The organism is Inhella crocodyli (assembly GCF_004004565.1).
Taxonomy (GTDB): Bacteria; Pseudomonadota; Gammaproteobacteria; order Burkholderiales; family Burkholderiaceae_C; genus Inhella; species Inhella crocodyli.
Genome location: NZ_SACM01000001.1, coordinates 360,710 through 379,401, shown reverse-complemented (window position 1 = coordinate 379,401; position 18,692 = coordinate 360,710). Strand labels below are relative to the sequence as shown.

Sequence of the window (18,692 nt, the reverse complement as noted above, 5' to 3'; positions counted from 1 at the left end):
TGCTGCCCGAGCGAGGCGGCCTGCGCAGCGCCGGTGGCGAAGCCCCGCCATTCGGCAAGCGAATCGCCCACCCGGCGGCGGCACGGCGGGCTCAGGCCGATTCGAAGCCGTCCAACACGTTCACCGCGTTCTGGCCCAAGGCCTCCACCGCGTAGCCGCCCTCCAGCACGAAGACGGTCGGCAGGTCCAGGCTCGCCACGCGCTCGCCCAGGCGCAGAAAGTCATCGCTGCTCAGCTTGAATTTGGAGATGGGGTCGTGCTCGAAGGTGTCCAAGCCCAAAGACACGACCAGGGCTTCGGCACCGAACGCGCGGATGCGCGCCATGCCCGCGGCCAGCGCGTCAAACCAGGCGTCGGCCAGCGCGCCCGCCGGCAGGGGCAGGTTCAGGTTGAAGCCCTGCCCCGCCCCAGCGCCCACCTCGTCGGCATGCCCGAGAAAGAAAGGGAATTCGGTGCGCGGGTCGCCGTGCAGGCTGACGAACTGCACGTCGGCGCGCTCGTAGAAGATCGCCTGCGTGCCATTGCCGTGGTGGTAGTCCACGTCCAACACGGCCACGCGCGCCGCGCCGGCATTGCGCAGCGCCTGGGCGGCCACGGCGGCGTTGTTCAGAAAACAGTAGCCGCCCATGAAATCGGGGCCCGCGTGGTGCCCCGGTGGACGCGTGGCCACGAAAGCGGCGCGTTCGCCCTGGCTCACCCAGCGCGCCGCGGTGGCGGCCGCGTCGGCGCCGGCCTTGGCGGCGTCCCAGGTGCCGGCGCAAATGGGCGTGCCGTTGTCCATGCTGTAGACGCCCAGTTGCGCGCTGAACTCGGACGGCTCTCGGTCAGCCCGCAGCGTGCGAATCGGCCAGGTGGAGGGAAAGGGCTGCCGCTCGGCGTTGGCCGGGTCCAAGGCCAGCCAGCGGGCCCACGCGCTTTCCAGGAAGGCCAGGTAGCGCTCTCCGTGCACCTGGGGCAACACAGGGCGGCTGTCCACCTCGGGCGCGTCGACGCGGTGGCCGCGGGCCACCAAGGCCTCGTGAACGTAGCGGGCCCGGTCGACCTTCTCAAAACAGGGCACCCGCTCGCCGCGGAAGAACTCCGTGGCCGGGGCGTGCAGGGCGTGCAAGGGGGTGAAGACGGTGCGCATGGCGGCATCTTCGCCCGCCTGGGCCTCAGTCGCGGCGTCGGAAGAGCAAATCCCACACACCGTGGCCCAAGCGCAGGCCGCGGGCCTCGAACTTGGTCAGGGGGCGGTAGTCGGGCTTGGGGGCAAAACCGTCGGCGGTGTTCTGCAAGCGCGGTTCAGCACTCAACACCTCCAGCATTTGCTGCGCGTAGGGCTCCCAGTCGGTGGCCGCATGGAAGTAGCCACCGGGCGCGAGGTACGGCACCAGGTCGGCGATGAAGGGCGGCTGCACCAGGCGGCGCTTGTGGTGGCGCTTCTTGTGCCAAGGGTCGGGGAAGAACAGGTGCACGCCGTGCAAGCTGCCCTTGGAGATCATGTCGGCCAGCACCTCCACGGCGTCGTGCTGCACGATGCGCAGGTTGGGCAGTTGGGCCTCGTCGATGCGCTGCAGCAGCGCGCCCACGCCCGCTTCGTGCACCTCGCAACCGATGAAGTCGAGCTCGGGCTTCAGGGCCGCGATCTTGGCCGTGGCGTCGCCCATGCCGAAGCCGATCTCCAGCACGCGCGGGGCCTGCCGGCCGAAGACGGCGTCCCAGTCGACCAGGCTGGGTTGGTGGGCGATGCGGTAGCGCGGCGCCAGCTCCTGCAGGGCGCGGATTTGACCCGTGCCCATGCGGCCGGCGCGGGTGACGAAGCTCTTGATGCGCCGGTGCGGCGCGCCGCCCTGCCCGGCCTCCTCGGCCGCGTTGGCGGCTTTGACGGGGCTTGCGACGTCGTGCTTCGGGTCGCTCATCCGAGCACCTCGGCGATCAAGGGCGTGGCCACCGGGGCCTGCTCGGCGATCTGGCAGGCCGCTTGGTAGGCGGCGATGGCGCGGTCGGCGGCGGCCTCGTCGGCCGCGTGCACCACGGCCAGGGCCTCGCCCGCCTGGACCGTTGAGCCCAGCGGACGAACGGCGGCAAATCCCACCCGGGGGTCGACGGGGTCGCTGGCCACGCGCCGGCCGCCACCGAGTTCGATGACGGCGATGCCGATGGCCCGGGTGTCTTGGCCCGCCAGCACGCCAGCCCGCAGTGCGGGCACCGGCTTTTGCACCGGGCCCAGGGCCAGGTGCTGGCCGGGTCGCTCCAGCAGGTCGGCCGGCCCGCCCAGGGCGGCCACCATGCGCGCGAACTTCTCGGCCGCCGCACCGCTGTCCAGCGCGGCTTGGAGCTTGGCCTGCGCCTCGCCCTCGTCGGCCGCCAGGCCACCCAGCACCAGCATCTGGCTGCACAGGGCCAGGGTGATGGCGTGCTGGCGCGGCTCCACGTTCACGCCTTTCAGGTAATCGATCGCTTCCAAGACCTCCAGCGCATTGCCGGCGGTGTGGCCCAGCACCTGGTTCATGTCGGTGATCAAGGCGCGGGTTCTCATGCCGGCGCCGTTGCCCACGGCCACGATGCTGTCGGCCAGTTCGCGCGCCATGGCCGGCGTGTCGGCAAAGGCGCCGTTGCCCACCTTCACGTCCATGACCAAGGCCTGCAGCCCCGCGGCCAGTTTTTTGCTCAGGATGCTGGCGGTGATGAGGGGCACGGATTCGACCGTGGCGGTCACGTCGCGCGTCGCGTAAAAGCGCTTGTCGGCCGGCGCCAGGTCGGCCGTCTGGCCAATGATGGCGCAGCCCAGGCGGCGCACGGTGGCGTCGAAGCGCGCCGCGTCCGGCCGCGTTTGGTAGCCGGCGATGCTTTCCAGCTTGTCGACCGTGCCGCCGGTGTGGCCCAGGCCGCGGCCGGCGATCATGGGCACGTAGCCCCCGCAGGCGGCCACCAAAGGTCCGAGCATCAGGCTGATCTTGTCGCCCACGCCGCCGGTGCTGTGCTTGTCCACCACCGGGCCGGGCATGTCGGGCCAGTGCATCACGCGGCCGCTGTCGCGCATGGCGCGGGTCAGGGCCACGGCCTCGTCGCGGCCCATGCCTTTCAGGAAGATGGCCATGCCGAGCGCGGCCACTTGGCCTTCGCTCCAACCGCCGTCGGTCAAACCGCGCACGAAGGCCTCGATTTGCGGCACGCTCAGCGCACCGCCTTGCCGCTTGGTGCGGATGATTTCTTGGGCCAGCATGGGTCAGTAGCCTTGTGCAGGGGTGGCGCGGGCGGTGCCGCCGAGCACGGCCTCGATGTCGTCCAGCAGGCTGCTGGCGCCGATGCGCAAGCGCGGCAGGGCGTCGGCGCCCAGGCGCTCGGTCAGCAGGTCGATGTAGACCTGGCCCTGGGCCACGGTGCGGATGCCGCCGCTGGCTTTGAAGCCGGCGTTGCCCAGGCCGCTGATCGCGATCTCGTCCAGCATGGCGCGGGCGGCTTCGGGCGTGGCGCTGACCGGCGTCTTGCCCGTGCTGGTCTTGACGAAATCGGCGCCGGCGTTGAGCGAGAGTTGGGTCGCCCGGCGAATCAGGGCTTCGCTGCCGAGTTCGCCGCTCTCGATGATGACCTTCAAGGTCAGCGGCTGGCTGGCGTGGCGCACCTCGGCCAGGAACTCACCGACCTCCTGCACCTGCCCGGCCACGAGCGCCCGGTAGGGCAGCACCACGTCGATCTCTTGCGCGCCGGACTGCGCGATGGCGGCGATGTCGTCCAGGGCGCGCGCAACGTCCAGCGCGCCGTCCGGGAAGTTGGCCACCGCGGCCACGCGGATGTCGGCCGGCAAGCTGGCCCGGGCCTGGGCCACGAAGCGCGGCCACACGCAGACGGCGGCGACGGGGCCGAAGGGCGACTGCGCGCGCTGGCACAGGGCCGCCACCGTGGCCGGCGTGTCGCCCTCGTTGAGGCTGGTGAGGTCGAGGGCCGCCAGCAATTGGCGGGCTGTGGTCGTCAGGGCATTCATTGCAGGGAGGGCAGCACCGCCAGGCGGTCGAGGTAGGCGCTCAAGAAGTCGGCGGCGTTCTCGCCGCTGGCCTTGGCCTCCTTGAGCGTCAAGGCATGGGTCAGGGCTTCGTCCGACAGGCCGGCGGCCATGTTGGTAATTAGGGCCAAACAGGCGACGCGCAGGCCGGCATGGCGGGCCAGGATGGTGTCGGGCACGGTGGACATGCCCACGGCGTCGGCGCCCCAGGCGGCGAACATGCGGATTTCGGCCGGCGTCTCGAACTGCGGGCCCAGGGCCCAGCAGTACACGCCTTCGTTCAGTGGCTGGCCCTTCTCGGCCGCCAAGGCCTTGGCCACGGCGCGCAGCTCCGGGTCGTAGGCCGCGCTCATGTCGCAGAAGCGGTCAGAGCCCGACAGGCCCACCAGGGGGCTGCGCTGCGGGGCGTTGAGGTGGTCGCTGATCAGCACCAGGCTGCCCGGCGGGTTGGCGGCGCGCAGGCTGCCGCTGGCGTTGGTCAGCACCACCGACTTCACGCCCCAGGCCTTGAGGCTGCGGATGGGCGCGGCCATGCCGGTGCAATCGCCGCTTTCGTAGGTGTGGGCGCGGCCGCGCAGCATGGCCACACGCGCGCCACCGGCCGTGGTGCCCACCACGAGCTCGTTCACGTGGCCTTCCACCTTGGGCAGGGGCCAGCCGGGCAGGTCGGCGTAGCTGATGCGCTGCACGTCGGTCAGGCGTTCGGACGCGGCGGCCCAGCCAGACCCCAGCACCACGGCCACGCGGGGCGCGTCACCGAAAGTGGCCTTCAGGGTGCTTTCGCAAGCGGCAATGGCGGCGTTCAGGGCGTCGCCCTGCAGGTAAGGACTGCTCATGGGGAGTCTTTCAGGAAAGGTGATCGGGGCCGAAGCTGCTGGGGAACAGCTGCTCCAGCGTCCATTGCTGCTGCTGCCCGTCGTCGTTGACCGCCAGCACCTGGAAGGTGTGGGGGTCGCAGAACTCTCGCAGCTTTTGGCGGCAGCCGCCACAGGGGGTGATCATGCGCGGCCCCCCACCCAGCACCAGCACGGCCTGGGCCTTGCGCACGCCGGCCAGCACCATCGCGCTGATGGCGCCAGCCTCGGCACAAACGCCTTGCGGGAAGGCTGCGTTCTCGACGTTGCAGCCGCCGAAGATCCGGCCGTCGTCACCGAGCAGCGCCGCCCCCACGGCATAGCGGGAGTACGGCGCGTAGGCCACGGCCCGCGCCGCTTGGGCCACGGCCAGCATCTGGGACTGAAGCTCGGCGCTCAACACGCTCAGCGCTCCTTGACGTAGGGCCGGCCCAGCGCCTTGGGCGCCACCGCCGAGCCGATGAAGCCGGCCAACAGCACCACCGTGAGCAGGTAGGGCAATGCCTGGATGGCCTGCACCGGCACTTCGCCGACGCCCGGCAAGGCCACGCCCTGCAGGCGGATGGCCAGCGCGTCCAGCAGGCCGAACAGCAGGCAGGCGGCCAGCGTGGGCAGCGGGCGCCAACGGCCGAAGATCATGGCGGCCAGCGCGATGTAGCCGCGGCCCGCCGTCATGTTCGGGCTGAAGTTGGCGTTCTGCGCCAGCGACAGGTAGGCCCCGGCCAGGCCACACAGCACCGCGCCCATCAGCAGGGCGCGGTAGCGCAGCCAGGCCACCGACACCCCCGCGGCATCGACCATCGCCGGGTTCTCGCCCACGGCACGAAGGCGCAGGCCCAAACGAGTGCGGGCCAAGAGGTAGGCCACCAGCGCCAGGCTGGCAAAGGCGGCGTACACCAGCACGTTGTGGCTGAACAGACCGTGCCCCAGCAGCGCGCCCAGGAAGGCCCCGTGCTGCTGGGCCGCGCCCAGAGGCTCGGTCAGGCTAGGGGCCAGCGCTTGGATGCGCACCTCGGGCGGCAGGGTCGGCGTCTGGCCGCCGGTGGCAAACCAAGCGATGCCCAGCACCACGGTCAGGCCGGCGGCCACCATGTTGATGGCCATGCCAGAGATGACCTGGTCGCCACGGTGCGTGACGCAGGCGAATCCGTGCACCAGGGCCAAAGCCCCGGCCACGCCGATGGCGGCCACGACGCCAACCAGCGCCGACTGGCTGACCGCGGCCGCCGCGGCCGCGGCGAAGGCGGCCGCCAGCATCTTGCCCTCGAGCCCCAGGTCCACCACGCCGCTGCGCTCGGCCAACAGGCCGGCCAGCGCGGCCAAGAGCAAGGGCGCCGTCAAACGCAGGGTGCTGGCCAGCACCGAGCCGAGCATCACCAGGGTGTCATCCACGGGCGGCCCCCTTGAACAGTTTGGCGAACAGCGGCGCGCTGACCGTGGCCATCGCCCCAGCGAACAGCACGATCAAGCCTTGCACCGTGACCACCATCTCGCGCGAGAAACCCTGCAGCTCGAAGCTCACCTCGACGCCCCCTTGGTACAGCACGCCGAACAGCAAGCTCGCCAGCACGATGCCGACCGGGTGGTTGCGGCCCATGAGGCTGACGGCGATGCCGGTGAAACCGGCGCCGGCCACGAAGTCCAAGGCCAACTTGCCCTGAACGCCCGAGAGTTCGTTCACCGCCACCATGCCTGCCAAGGCCCCCGACAGCGCCATGGCCATCAGCACCTGGCGCTTGGGATGGATGCCGGCGTACTCGGCCGCCCGCGGGGCGCTGCCCACCGCGCGCAGCGCGTAGCCGGCGCGGCTGCGCCACAAAAACCAACCCACGAACACGCAGGCGGCCACGGCCAGCAGGCTGCTGGCGTTCAAGGGCGAGGGCATGAGCTCGATGCCCAGTTTGGCGGCCAGCTCGTGCAGGCCGGGCATGCGCGCAGCCTCAGGAAACGGTGCCGACTCCACCGCCATCGAACCCGCTGGGCGCAGCAGGTTGACCAGCAGGTACGCGTTCAAGCTCGCGGCCAAGAAATTGAACATGATCGTGGTGATCACGATGTGGCTGCCGCGCCAGGCTTGCAGGTAGGCCGGCACCGCCGCCCAGCCCATGCCAAACAGCGCAGCGGCCAGCACCAACAGTGGCAGCAGCGCCCAGGCCGGCAGGCCGGGGAACAGGTACAGCGCCGCCAGGCTAAGGCCCAAGCCCGCGAAGGTGGCCTGCCCTTCCCCGCCGATGTTGAACAGGCCGGCATGGAAGGCCACCGCCACGGCCAAGCCGGTGAAGGTGAAGGTGGTGGCGTAGTACAGCGTGTAGCCCAGGCCCGAGGCGGAACCGAGCGCGCCCTTGATGAGCACGGCAAAGGCCTGGGCCGGGCTGTGACCGATGGCCAGCACGACCAGGGCCGCCACGGCCAGTGCCACCGCCAAGTTCCACAGCGGCAGCAGCCCGATTTCCACCCAGCGGGGCAGCGAGTAGGAGGCACTGCTCATGGTTGCGCGGCCATCAACAGCCCCAGTTTGCGTTCGTCACAGTCGTCGATGTCCAGCTCGCCCGTGATGCGGCCGCCGTTCATCACCAGCACGCGGTCGGCCAGGGCCAGGATTTCGTCCAGCTCGCTGCTCACCACCAGCACCGCACAGCCCGCATCGCGCAGCGCCCGCAGTTGGTTGTGGATGAACTCGATCGCACCGATGTCCACGCCGCGCGTGGGTTGCCCCACCAGCAGCACGGTCGGCGCCTCGCCGATTTCGCGCGCCAGGATCAGCTTCTGTTGGTTGCCGCCGCTGAACTTGCTCGAGCCCAGCTCGGGGTTGCGCGGGCGCACGTCGAAGCGCTCCATCATGGCCGCGCAGGCCGCACGCAGCTTCGAACCGCTCAAGCTCCAGCGGCCGCCGGCGTACTTGGGCAGTTGCTGGTAGCCCAAGGCCGCGCTCTCCCAGGCCGGAAAACTCATGACCAGGCCGCAGGCGTGCCGGTCTTCGGGCACGTGCGCCAAGCCGGCGGCCCGCGCCTGCGTCGGGTGCAACCAGGCGTCAGGACCGAAGCTGGCCCCCTTCAGGTTCAGTCGCCCCGCCTGCGGCGCCAGCAAGCCACTGAGCACCTCCAGCAGTTCGGTCTGTCCGTTGCCCGACACGCCGGCCACGCCCACGATCTCGCCGGCGCGCAATCGCAGGGACACGCTGTTGAGCACGCTCACGCCCCGGGCGTCGCGGAGGCTCAGGCCCTCGGCCTCCAGCAAGACCTCGTCCTGGGCCGGAGCCGACCCCGCCTGGCGACCCAAGGCCACCTTGCGCCCGACCATGGCTTCGGCCAGGCCGGCCTCGTCGGTGTCGACGATGGCGCAGCGGTGCACCACCCGTCCGGCGCGCATGACGGTCACGGCGTCGCACAGCGCCATCACCTCTTTGAGCTTGTGCGTGATCAGCAGGATCGTGGTGCCACGTTGGCGCAGGGTGCGCAGCACTTCGAAGAGTTGTTGCGTTTCCTGGGGCGTCAAGACCGCGGTGGGCTCGTCCAGGATCAGCAGCTTGGCGCCGCGGTACAGGGCCTTCAGGATCTCCAGGCGCTGCAACTCGCCCACGGGCAGTTGGCCCACCAAGGCGTCCAGTCGCACGTGCAGGCCGGTGTCGGCCATCAACTGCGTCAGGCCTTCGCGCACCGCCTCCTGGCCGCTGGGCAGGTGCCAACCGGGCTCGGCACCGAGCAGCACGTTGTCCAGCGCGCTCAAGGTGTCCACCAGCATGAAGTGCTGGTGCACCATGCCGACGCCCAGGGCGATCGCCTCGTGGCTGTTGCGGATCTGGACCTCGCGGCCGTCCAGCGCGATGCTGCCCTCGTCGGCCTGGTAGTAGCCGTAGAGGATGGCCATCAGCGTGGACTTGCCCGCGCCGTTCTCGCCGATCAAGCCATGCACCGTGCCCGGCTCGACCGTCAGGTCGACCCCGGCATTGGCGTGCACCGCCCCAAAGCGCTTGTGGATGCCCCGCAGGGCGAGTGCCGTCACCGCCGGGTCGCTCTTACTTCTTGGCGCAATCGGCCGGCTTGGCCATGAAATCGGCGACCGGGCGCTTGCCGGCCACGATGTCGGCCTTGATGGCGTCCAGCTTGGTGCGCAGGTCGGGGGTGACCAGCTTGTCGTTGTGTTGGTCGATGGCCACCATCACGCCGTCTTCCTTCAAGCCCAGGGCCTGGGGGCCGGGTTTGAAGCCCTTCAGCACGTTGTAAACGGCCACGTCCACGCGCTTGACCATGCTGGTGAGCATGGTGCCCGGTTGCAGGTGGTTCTGGTTGCTGTCCACGCCGATGGCGAACTTGCCGGCGTCTTTGGCGGCCTGGTAGACGCCGGTGCCCGTGCCGCCGGCGGCGGCAAACACCACGTCCACGCCCTTGGCGAACTGCGCCTTGGCCAACTCACCGCCGCGCGAGGGGTCGTTCCAAGCGCTGGAGGTGGTGCCGGTCATGTTGCTGATGACCTCCACCTTGGGGTTGGCGGCGCGGGCGCCTTGCTCGTAACCGCACTGGAATTTGCGAATCAGCGGGATGTCCATGCCCCCCACGAAGCCGAGCTTCCCCGTCTTGCTCTTCATGGCCGCCAGGGCGCCCACCAAGTAGCTGCCCTCGTGCTCCTTGAAGGTGATGGAGGCCACGTTGGGCAGGTTGACCACGCCATCGATGATGGCGAACTGGGTCTTGGGGAACTGCTTGGCCACTTGCTCCAAGGCCGAGGCCTGGGCGAAGCCGATAGAGATGATGGGGCTGGCGCCCTTCTCGGCCATGCGGCGCAGGGCCTGCACTCGCTGGGTGTCGTTCGAGATCTCGAACTCCAGGTAAGTCTGGCCCGTCTCCGCCTTCCACTTCTCCACGCCCCGGTACGCCGACTCGTTGAACGACTTGTCGAACTTGCCGCCCATGTCAAAGATCACCGCCGGAGCCGCCAGGGCCATCGGGGAGATCAAAGCGGTCATCGCGGCAAAAGTCAGGGCTTTCATGGCGGCGTGTTGAAAACGAAAAAGGGGGCGGATTTTAGGGACCTCTGGGCCCAATCCGCGGGCGGCGGGAAAACCCCGCCATTCCCTGCCCTTGGGGGGGTGGTGGGCACCGCTAGCATGGGCCGCCCATGAGCGCCACCTCGCCGCCCGCCCCCCTGAATTCGACGCTGCCCGCCGTCACCGTGCGCTGGCAGCCGCTGGGCTGGGTGCAGTGGCTGCTGTTGAACGCGCTGCTGTCGCTGGTGTTCTTGGCGGTGGCTCGGCTCGGCCTGTGGGCCTCTTTGGGTCCCGGCGAAACCAGTGCGGTGTGGCCGCCCAGTGGCGTTGCCTTGGCCGCCCTGCTCGGCTGGGGCCCCGGCGCGCTGCCCGGCCTGGTGCTCGGCAGTTGGGTCAACGACGCGGTGAACTCCCAGGCCAATGGCGTGCCCTGGGCCAACGCCCTGCTCTACGGCGCCCTGCTGACGGGCGCCGCGGCCAGCCAGTGGCTGATCGTGCGCGCCCTGGTTGGCAACTGGAGCCGCCTCCTGGCCATGCCGGGCCCCCAACTGGTGCTTCGCTTCGCCGCCAGTGTGCTGGTCGGCGGCCTGCTCGCCCCCAGCTTGGGCGTGCCGGTGCTGCTGGCCAGTGCGCAGTTGGCCCGACCGGACGTGGCCTCGGCCTGGCTGACCTGGTGGATGGGCGATGTCAACGGCATGCTCTTGTTCACGCCCTTGATGTTGATGCTGCTCAACCGGGGCATGCGGCGGCAGTACGAGTTCAACCAAGCCTTCCCTGCCCTGACCATGGGCTTGGGCCTGACCTTGGTCAGCGTCTATTTGGTCGGACAGCAGGAGCGCGCCGGCGAGGTCCAGCGGGCCGAGACCGAGTTGCGGGCACTGACCAGCGCCCTGCAAGCCCAAGTGGAACTGGCCGAGGCCGACCTGCGCCAATTGGCGGCACTCCATTACCGCATCGAAGTCACCGAGTCGGAGTTCCTCGCCGAAGCCGACCTGCTGCGACGCCGTCACGATTGGCTCACCAGCCTGTCCTACATCCGGCGCGTCCCCCACGGCGACCGGGCGCGCTTCGAAGCGGGGCCGGACCGGATCAGTGCGCTGCAGGCCGACGGAAGCCTGGCCACGGCGCCCGCCCAGTCGGAGTATTGGGTGACCGAGCGCGTGAGCCCCACCAGCGGCCACGAGGCTCGCATCGGGCTGGACGAGAGCAGCGACCCCTTGCGCCTGTCGGCCATCGAGTTGGCCGTTCGCACGGGGGAGGTCAGCACCAGCGCCATCCTGGACAACCTCACGCTCAGCCGCGGGGAGCCACTGGTGGTGGCCCTGTACCAGCCCGTGTACCAAGCCCAAGGCGCTCGCACGGGCGCCACACCCCCCGCCACCGGGGTGGTATCGGCCGGGCTGCAGGTGCAGACCTTGCTGGCCACGGCCCTGCAGCCCTACGACCAATGGCGCATGCCCCTGCTGCTGGTCAGCGACGACCGTGAACCCCGGGGCCTGGGCCTGCAAGACGACCACATCACCGAACTGCCAACGGGCGAGGTGCGGACCCGCTTGAGCGCCTGGCAGCAGGGCCGGATCCTGCAACGCGACGTCCGGCTGGGCCAGCGCCAGTGGCAACTGGTGGCGCAGCCCCACAGCCGGCACCCCCTCTTGCCATCGCCCATGCAGTGGGGGGTTTTGCTGACCGGCCTGGTGTTCACCGGCTTGTTGGGGGCCATGCTCGTGGCCCGCGCCCGACGGGACAGCGCGCTGCAACAGAGCCACGCCGAACTGGAGCGCCTGGTGAGCGTGCGCACCGAGGCCCTGGAAGCAACGAACGCCGACCTCGAGCGCGTCGCGAAGCAGCGCCAGGAGTTGATCCAAACCCTGTCCACGCAAGCCAAGGAATTGGCGCAACGCGAGGCCGTGTTGAACGCCGTGCTGCGCAGCATTCCGGACCCGCTTTGGGTGAAAGACAACCACGGCCGCTTCCTGCAGGTCAATACGGCGCTGGAGCGGGCGCTGCACCAAACGGCGGACCGTCTCGTGGGCCAGATCACCGATGCGGTGTTTTACGAGCACGACGCCGCTTTGGACCGCGAGGCCGACGATCAAGCCCGTCGCTCACCGCTGCCGGTCACGCGGACCCAGCACGACACCGATGCAGAGGGGCGCCGGCGAACCTACTGGGTCACGCGCAGCAACGTGCGCCACGACGATGGCACCCCCATCGGACTCATCGGCATCGCGCGGGACGTGACCGAGCAACTCGCGCGCGAGGACGAGCTGCGGCGCTTCCGCTGGTTGGCCGAGAGCGCCGCGCAAGGCTTTGCCCTGGGGCAACTGGACGGCGCCGTGGACTACTTGAACGGCACCGCGCAGCGCTGGTTGGGAGAAACGAACTGGCCCCCTGCAACTCCACGTTTGGCCCGGGAGTACTACGACGAGGCCGGCTTGGCGCGCCTGCGCAATGAGGTCATGCCGGCCCTGCGGAAGAAGGGCGACTGGAGCGGTGAAATGACCGTTCGCGGCCTGCCCGGCGCCACGATGCCGCCGGTGTGGGTGAGCTACTTCATGCTGCGCGACGAGCAGGGGCACGAGCGCGCCGTCGCCATGACCATGACCGACATCAGCGAACGCCGGCGCTTCGAAGCGGAGCTGGCCGACGCCCGGGACCGTGCCGAGTCGGCCAACCGCGCCAAGTCGGTGTTCCTGGCCAACATGAGCCATGAGATCCGCACCCCGCTGAACGCCGTGTTGGGCTACGCCCAGTTGCTCCGCGAACAGCCGGACTTGGGCGAGGCATCCCGCCATCAGGTGGCCAGCATCTTGGGCGGGGGGCAGCGCCTGCTGCGGCTGATCAACGACGTCCTGGACCTGTCGAAGATCGAGGCAGGCGCGCTGCAGTTGCGCAACGAGCGGTTTGACCTCCCACAGGAGCTGGCCGAGGCCCTGCGGCTCATGGCCGAGCGGGCGCGGCATGCCGACGTGGCCCTCGTCACCAACCTGGACCTGCCACCGACCCTGCCCATCATGGGCGACCGCGGCAAGCTTGGCCAGGTGCTGCTCAACCTGCTGGGCAATGCCCTGAAGTTCACGCCTCCGGGTGGCAGCGTGACCTTGACCGCGCGCCTCCGGGACGAAGCCCACCTGACCTTGAGCATCCGGGACACGGGGCCGGGCATTGCGCCGGCTGAGCTCCAACAACTGTTCACGCCCTTCGTACAGGGAAGCACAGGACTTCGCCAAGGGGGCACCGGACTGGGTTTGGTGCTGTCGCGCAACCTCTTGCAGGCCATGGGCGGCGAGCTGAGCTTGAGCAGCGAACTGGGTGCTGGGACGGAGGCCCACGTCGAACTGCCCCTGCAACGGGTCACCGAAGAAATGCCCACGCCGACCGCCGACGCCTCGGTGCTGGCGGCGGGATGGCGATTGGCCGTTCCCGGCAGCGTTCGCGTTCTCGTGGCCGAAGACGATCCCGACAGCCGCGCGGTGCTGTGCGCGCTGCTGTCCCGCATCGGCTGCCAGGTGATGGCCGGCGAGAACGGGGCCGAGGCCCTGGCCCTGTCAACGCACGAGGACGTGGACCTCGTTTTGACCGATTTGCGCATGCCCGTGCTGGACGGCGTCGGCCTGATGCAGGCCCTTCGCGACGACCCACGGCGCCGCGCCTGGCCGGTCGTGGCCGTCACCGCGTCGAGCATGGAGCACGAGCGCGAGGTCTACCTCGATATGGGCTTCAGCGACTACATCCCCAAGCCCTACGAGTTCGTCAGCATCTTGCAGGTCCTGCGCGACCGCGCTGGCGCCCACCTCGTGCCACCCGCGGCGCCTGAGGTGGCCCCCCCCGCGTCGGCGCCCAGCGCGACCGTCCCCAGCGGCGGAGCGGCATGGGCCGAGTTGATCGGCTGGGCGCAAGACGGCGATGTGGCCGCCCTGCGCGCCGCCTTGCAGGGCGCCGCGGGCGCCACCCTGCCCACCCCCGTTCACGCCGAAGCCCAGAGCGCCTTGGCCCGCTACGATTTCGACGCGCTGGTGCTGCTGTTCGAGCGCGCCCAGGCCGCCCTACCCGAGAACCCCGCATGAGCCTCAACCTGGCATCGACCAGCCTGCTGATCGTCGACGACACGCCGGAGAACATCGACCTGATGATCTCGGTGCTGAGCCTGCCGGGCCTGCAAATCCTGGCGGCCAACAGCGGCGAACGGGCCTTGGCCTTGGCCGAGCGCAAACAGCCCGACTTGATCTTGCTCGACGTCATGATGCCGGGCATCGACGGCTTCGAGACCTGCCGACGCCTCAAGGCCCAACCCAGCACCGCCGACATCCCGGTGATCTTCGTCACCGCCCTGGGCGAGGACGTGGCGCGCGGCTTCGAAGCCGGTGGCGCCGACTACATCGCCAAGCCCGTACGCGCCGACGAGGTGCGGGCCCGCGTCCACCACCACTTGGAGCGCCGGCGGCTGATGCGCGAGTTGACCGCGTTGAATGCCCAGCTCGAACAGCGGGTGCAGGACCGCACCAAGGAACTCATCCAGGTCAACCGGCAGCTGCGCGAAGAGGTCAACGAGCGGCGTTTCATGCAAGACCGCCTGAGTTACCTCGCGACCCACGACTTCGTCACCCGGTTGTACAACCGCGACGCCCTGGAAGAGCAGACCATGCGCTTGCTCAGCGACAGCCAGCGCCCCGAGGACGGGGCCTGTCTGGTGCTGCTGGAGTTGGCGCGCTTTCGCATCGTTAACGAGGCCTGTGGCTACATCGCGGGCGACGAGCTGCTGCGGCAGGTGGCCGACATGCTGGCGGCCCTGTGCCAGCCCGACGATTTCATCGCGCGCCTGGGGGGCGATCGCTTCGCCCTGCTCTGCCGGCGCACGCCCGACAGCGTGATGGCCCTGGCCCAGCGCATCAAGGGCGTGTTCGAGGGGTTTGAGTTCGTGTGGGACGGCCGGGCCTACCGCATCGACGCGCGATTGGCCGTGATCCCCGTGCACCGGGACTTCGTCTCCTTCGACCAGTTGATGACGAAGGCCGACGAGGCGGCCTACCTGGTGCGTCGTGACGGGGGCCCCTCGGTGCGCCTGCACCAGGTGCCCGCCCAGGTGGCCGATGCTCGCGAGTCCGTCAATTGGGCCTACCGGCTGATGGACGCGCTGAAGAACCACCACTTCCGCATCTACTTCCAGCGCATCCACGGCCTGACCGAGCGGGCGCAGCCAGGGTTGCGCTTCGAAACTTTGGTGCGCCTGTGGGACCCCGAGTCGCAGCGGGTGGTGCAACCGGCCTCGTTCATCGGTCCGGCCGAGCGCTACCAATTGATCGACCAGATCGACCGCTGGATGCTGCGCGAGGTGCTGTCCCGGCTGAGCGGCTTGGTGCCGGTCATGGCCCAACTCGGCCAGGTCTCGATCAACCTCAGCGCCTACTCGCTGCGCGATCCCGGCTTGGCCGACCACGTGTTGGGCTTGCTGCAGAGCTTCCAGTTCCCGCCCGACAAGCTGTGCATCGAGATCACCGAGTCAGAGGCCATCGTCAACCTCAGCGCCGCCAAAGGCTTCATGGACGCGCTGAAGTTGCACGGGGTGCGCTTCGCGCTGGACGACTTTGGCACCGGCTTCGCCTCCTTCGGCTACCTGAAACAGTTGCCCTTTGACGCGGTGAAGATCGATGGGGCTTTCGTGCGCGACATGGACACCGACCACGCCAACGCGGCCATGGTCGCGTCCATGGTGCAAATGGCGCAAGCCTTGGCCTTGCCGGTGGTGGCGGAGTTCGTCGAGCGGCAGGCCCTTGCCGAACAACTGCGAGAGCTGGGCGTGACCTACGCCCAGGGTTTTGTGTTCCACCGGCCCGAAGAAATGACCGAAGCCGCGCTGATGGCGGCTGCGGCTACACCAGCACTTCCGTGACGGCCGGGTGCCCGAGGAAGCGCGCCGGGCTGGCACTGGCGCCGTAGGCGCCCGACTGGAAGATCACGACGAGGTCGCCGATGTCGGCCCGCGGCAGGCTCATGCGATCGGCCAGCAGGTCCAGGGGCGTGCACAGCGGACCCACCGCGGTCTGCACCTCGGGCTCGGCCCGCAGCCGGTTGCCGACGGTGGCCGGGTAGTTCTTGCGAATCACCTGGCCGAAGTTGCCGCTGGCGCTCAAGTGGTGGTTCAAGCCCCCGTCGCACACCAAATAGACCTGGCCGCGAGACACCTTCCGATCCACCACGCGGGTCACGTAGACCCCGGCCTCGCCCACCAGGTAGCGGCCCAACTCGATGACCAATTCGGCCTCGGGCAGCTCGCGCCGGGCGCGCAGCATCAGCTCATGCAGGTTGGCACCGATCGGCGCCAAGTCCAAGGGCTGCTCACCCGGGAAGTACGGGATCCCGAAGCCGCCGCCCAGGTTCAAAAAGCGAATAGCCTGCGGGCTGAGGGCCGCCAAGCGCAGCGCCAGCTCGAAGCTCTTGCACTGGGCTTCGCAGATCGATTCCGCCTTGAGGTTTTGCGAGCCGGCAAACAGGTGGAAGCCCTCGAACTGCAGGCCGCGGGCGCGCATCTCGTCCAGCACGGCGGGCACCTGCTCCACGTCCACGCCGAACTGCTTGGGCCCGCCGCCCATCTTCATGCCGGAGCCCTTGAGCTCGAAGTCGGGGTTCACCCGCAAAGCGACGCGGGCGGGCAGGCCCAGCGCCTGGCTGGCCGCTTCCAGCACGGCTAACTCTCGTGCCGACTCGACGTTGACCAGCACCCCGCTGGCCACGGCCTGACGCAGCTCGGGGTCGCGCTTGCCCGGTCCGGCGAAGCTGATTTCGTGGGGGTCGGCCCCGGCGTCCAGCGCCACGAGCAACTCGCCGGCGCTGGCCACGTCGATGCCATCGACCAAGCCCGCCATGTGCTGCACCACCGCCGGCATCGGGTTGGCCTTCATCGCGTAGTGCAACTTGAGCCCCTGCGGCAGAACCGAACGCAGCATCTGCACCCTTTGGGTCAGCAGGCTGCGGTCCATGGCGTAAAACGGCGTGCTGCCCACGCGAGCGGCCAAACGGGTCAAGGGCTGCCCATTGATGAGCAGGTCGTCGCCGGCCGACGCGAACTGCGCCATGGGCACGTGTTGGGGAGGGGTCGGGGTCATGCCGAGGGGGTCAGCAAGGCTTTGGCCAGGCTGCTGCGGTCGATCTTGCCGTTGGGATTGCGCGGCAGAGGCCCTGCGCGCTCGTCGAAGGTGGTCGGCACCATGTAGGCCGGCATGCGCGCGCGGCAGGCTGCCAACAGCGCGCCATGGTCCACCGCAGCCTGGCCCGGTGGCGGGGTCACGATCACGTGGATGGCTTGGCCCAGTTGCGGGTGCTCGACACCGAAGGCCGCGCACTCGCCCACCAGCTGCGTTGCGTACAGCACCTCTTCCACTTCCGTGGGGCTGACGCGGTAACCGCTGGTCTTGATCATTTCGTCGCGCCGGCCGATGAAGTACAGGAAGCCCTCGGCATCCCGGCGCACGGTGTCCCCGCTGAAGACCGCGTACTCGGGCAGTTGCAGGCCCGGCAGCCGGGCCTGCGTCCCCGCGGGCAACAGCTTGTAGCGCTCGGCCGTCTTCTCCGGGTCGCCCCAGTAACCCAAACCGACCAAGGCACCGCGGTGCACCAACTCGCCCGGTTCGTCGGGCGCGCACTCAGTGCCATCCTCGCGCAGCACCAAGATTTCGGCATTGGGAATCGCCTTGCCAATGCTGTCGGGACGCCGGTCGACCTCCTCGGGCGGCAGGTAGGTCGAGCGGAAAGCCTCGGTCAAGCCGTACATGAGGAAAGGCTGGGCCGCCGGCGCGCGCGCGCGGAGCTGGTCCAAGGTCTCGCGCGGCATGCGCCCGCCGGTGTTGGCGAAGTAGCGCAGGTGCTGGTTGATGGCCTCCGGCCAAGCCAGCTGCGTGAGTTGGATGTAGAGCGGCGGCACGGCCGTCAAGCCGGTCACCTTCTCGCGCTCCATCGCTTTGAGCACGTCCTTGGGCAACAGGTAGTTCAAGAGCACCACGCGGGCGCCGACGTGAAAGGCGGTGGTCAGCTGGCTGAACCCCGCGTCAAAGCTCAGTGGCAAGGCCGCCAGCAAGGTGTCGTCGGCACGGTTGTCCAGGTAACTGGCCACGCTCTTGGCGCCGGCCACCATGTTCCGATGGCTGAGCACCACGCCTTTGGGCTTGCCCGTGCTGCCGCTGGTGTACAGGATGGCCACGACGTCGGTGTCGATCACGCGGTGGGTGGGCGCGGGCGGAGTGGCCAGCAGGGTCGCCCAATCCAGAACGGCCCAGCGCTGCGGCGCCTGCTCGGCTGCCGCCTCGGTCAGCACCACTGCTTCGATCGAGGGGCATTCGGCCAGCACAGGCAGGAGCTGGGCGTAGCGGTCGGGCGAGGTCACCAAGAAGCGCACAGCGCAGTCGCGGGCGATGAAGCCAACCTGCTCGGGCTTGAGCAAGGGGTTCATCGGCACGAACACCCCGCCCGCGGCCGGCGCGCCGAAGCTTGCCACCACGGTTTCGAAGCGCTTTTCGAGGTAAATGCCAACGCGGTCGCCACGCGCGAGGTTCAAACGCGTGAACGCGGCCGCCAGGGCTTGCACGTGGTCGTGCAAGGCTTGGTAGCTCAGGGTTTGGTCCCGGTAGGTCAGGGCCGGGCTGGCCGGCGCGCGGGTCGCGCTGTGCGCGATCAGCTCGTGCAACAGCGAAGTGCTGCGGGTCATGCGTAGGGGTCCTTGACTGCGCCGCGGCAGCATGGTTTCGGTCGCCGGGCAATGTAACGCAGCACTCCCCCGTTTGAAGGGCCGCCCCCCAGAGACGCGGGGCCACGGCTACTAAGATAAGCGGCTTGGTCCGAGTCCGCTTGGCATCTCGTTCACCCCAGCACAATTTCG

14 protein-coding genes are annotated in these 18,692 nt (G+C 69.3%); 2 read left to right on the top strand and 12 right to left on the bottom strand.

Features of this window, described 5'->3' with window-relative positions:
- Positions 1 to 91: 91 nt before the first annotated feature.
- From EOD73_RS01695 to EOD73_RS01650, 10 genes are read right to left on the bottom strand one after another with little or no spacing between them, the layout of a single operon-like run.
- Positions 92 to 1,129 carry a histone deacetylase family protein gene (locus EOD73_RS01695; RefSeq protein ID WP_127680265.1) on the bottom strand — a complete coding sequence of 346 codons (1,038 nt, stop codon included), beginning with the start codon at positions 1,127 to 1,129 and terminating at the stop codon, positions 92 to 94.
- 25 nt (positions 1,130 to 1,154) lie between these two features.
- Positions 1,155 to 1,901, bottom strand: a complete 747-nt coding sequence (trmB, locus tag EOD73_RS01690; RefSeq protein WP_127680263.1) for a tRNA (guanosine(46)-N7)-methyltransferase TrmB — start codon at positions 1,899 to 1,901, stop codon at positions 1,155 to 1,157.
- Complete coding sequence (gene deoA, locus EOD73_RS01685; protein WP_127680261.1) at positions 1,898 to 3,208, bottom strand: thymidine phosphorylase; 1,311 nt, start codon at positions 3,206 to 3,208, stop codon at positions 1,898 to 1,900. Before deoA ends, trmB begins: the two co-directional genes overlap by 4 nt.
- A 3-nt stretch (positions 3,209 to 3,211) precedes the next feature.
- Positions 3,212 to 3,967 carry a deoxyribose-phosphate aldolase gene (gene deoC / locus EOD73_RS01680; protein WP_127680259.1) on the bottom strand — a complete coding sequence of 252 codons (756 nt, stop codon included), beginning with the start codon at positions 3,965 to 3,967 and terminating at the stop codon, positions 3,212 to 3,214.
- Positions 3,964 to 4,821: a purine-nucleoside phosphorylase gene (locus tag EOD73_RS01675; RefSeq protein WP_240660554.1), complete on the bottom strand. Its 858-nt coding sequence runs from the start codon at positions 4,819 to 4,821 to the stop codon at positions 3,964 to 3,966. The genes deoC and EOD73_RS01675 overlap by 4 nt, the downstream gene beginning before the upstream one ends.
- Before the next feature lie 10 nt (positions 4,822 to 4,831).
- Entirely contained in the window at positions 4,832 to 5,242 is a 411-nt protein-coding gene (cdd, locus tag EOD73_RS01670; protein WP_240660553.1) for a cytidine deaminase, read from the bottom strand.
- Positions 5,243 to 5,244: 2 nt separating this feature from the next.
- On the bottom strand, positions 5,245 to 6,231 hold the full coding sequence (locus tag EOD73_RS01665; RefSeq protein ID WP_127680257.1) for an ABC transporter permease: 987 nt from the start codon (positions 6,229 to 6,231) through the stop codon (positions 5,245 to 5,247).
- Positions 6,224 to 7,327 carry an ABC transporter permease gene (locus EOD73_RS01660; RefSeq protein WP_127680255.1) on the bottom strand — a complete coding sequence of 368 codons (1,104 nt, stop codon included), beginning with the start codon at positions 7,325 to 7,327 and terminating at the stop codon, positions 6,224 to 6,226. Before EOD73_RS01660 ends, EOD73_RS01665 begins: the two co-directional genes overlap by 8 nt.
- Positions 7,324 to 8,841 carry an ABC transporter ATP-binding protein gene (locus tag EOD73_RS01655; protein WP_127680253.1) on the bottom strand — a complete coding sequence of 506 codons (1,518 nt, stop codon included), beginning with the start codon at positions 8,839 to 8,841 and terminating at the stop codon, positions 7,324 to 7,326. The genes EOD73_RS01660 and EOD73_RS01655 overlap by 4 nt, the downstream gene beginning before the upstream one ends.
- 13 nt (positions 8,842 to 8,854) lie before the next feature.
- A complete protein-coding gene (locus tag EOD73_RS01650) occupies positions 8,855 to 9,826 on the bottom strand; it encodes a BMP family lipoprotein (protein ID WP_127680252.1) in 972 nt (323 codons plus the stop codon).
- A 128-nt stretch (positions 9,827 to 9,954) separates the two neighbouring features.
- On the opposite strand from EOD73_RS01650, the gene EOD73_RS01645 reads away from it, so the two are divergent.
- Together EOD73_RS01645 and EOD73_RS01640 are read left to right on the top strand one after the other, a co-directional pair.
- Positions 9,955 to 13,890: an ATP-binding protein gene (locus EOD73_RS01645; protein ID WP_127680250.1), complete on the top strand. Its 3,936-nt coding sequence runs from the start codon at positions 9,955 to 9,957 to the stop codon at positions 13,888 to 13,890.
- Positions 13,887 to 15,713 (top strand): putative bifunctional diguanylate cyclase/phosphodiesterase, encoded by a 1,827-nt coding sequence (locus EOD73_RS01640; protein ID WP_127680248.1) that lies wholly within the window; start codon positions 13,887 to 13,889, stop codon positions 15,711 to 15,713. Before EOD73_RS01645 ends, EOD73_RS01640 begins: the two co-directional genes overlap by 4 nt.
- Here the strand turns inward: EOD73_RS01640 and EOD73_RS01635 are convergent.
- The gene (locus EOD73_RS01635) at positions 15,694 to 16,926 is read right to left on the bottom strand and encodes a pyridoxal-dependent decarboxylase, exosortase A system-associated (RefSeq protein ID WP_127680246.1); all 1,233 of its coding nucleotides are present in this window, start codon (positions 16,924 to 16,926) and stop codon (positions 15,694 to 15,696) included. The genes EOD73_RS01640 and EOD73_RS01635 overlap by 20 nt on opposite strands.
- A complete protein-coding gene (locus EOD73_RS01630) occupies positions 16,923 to 18,521 on the bottom strand; it encodes an acyl-CoA ligase (AMP-forming), exosortase A system-associated (protein WP_127680244.1) in 1,599 nt (532 codons plus the stop codon). The genes EOD73_RS01635 and EOD73_RS01630 overlap by 4 nt, the downstream gene beginning before the upstream one ends.
- Positions 18,522 to 18,692 lie beyond the last annotated feature (171 nt).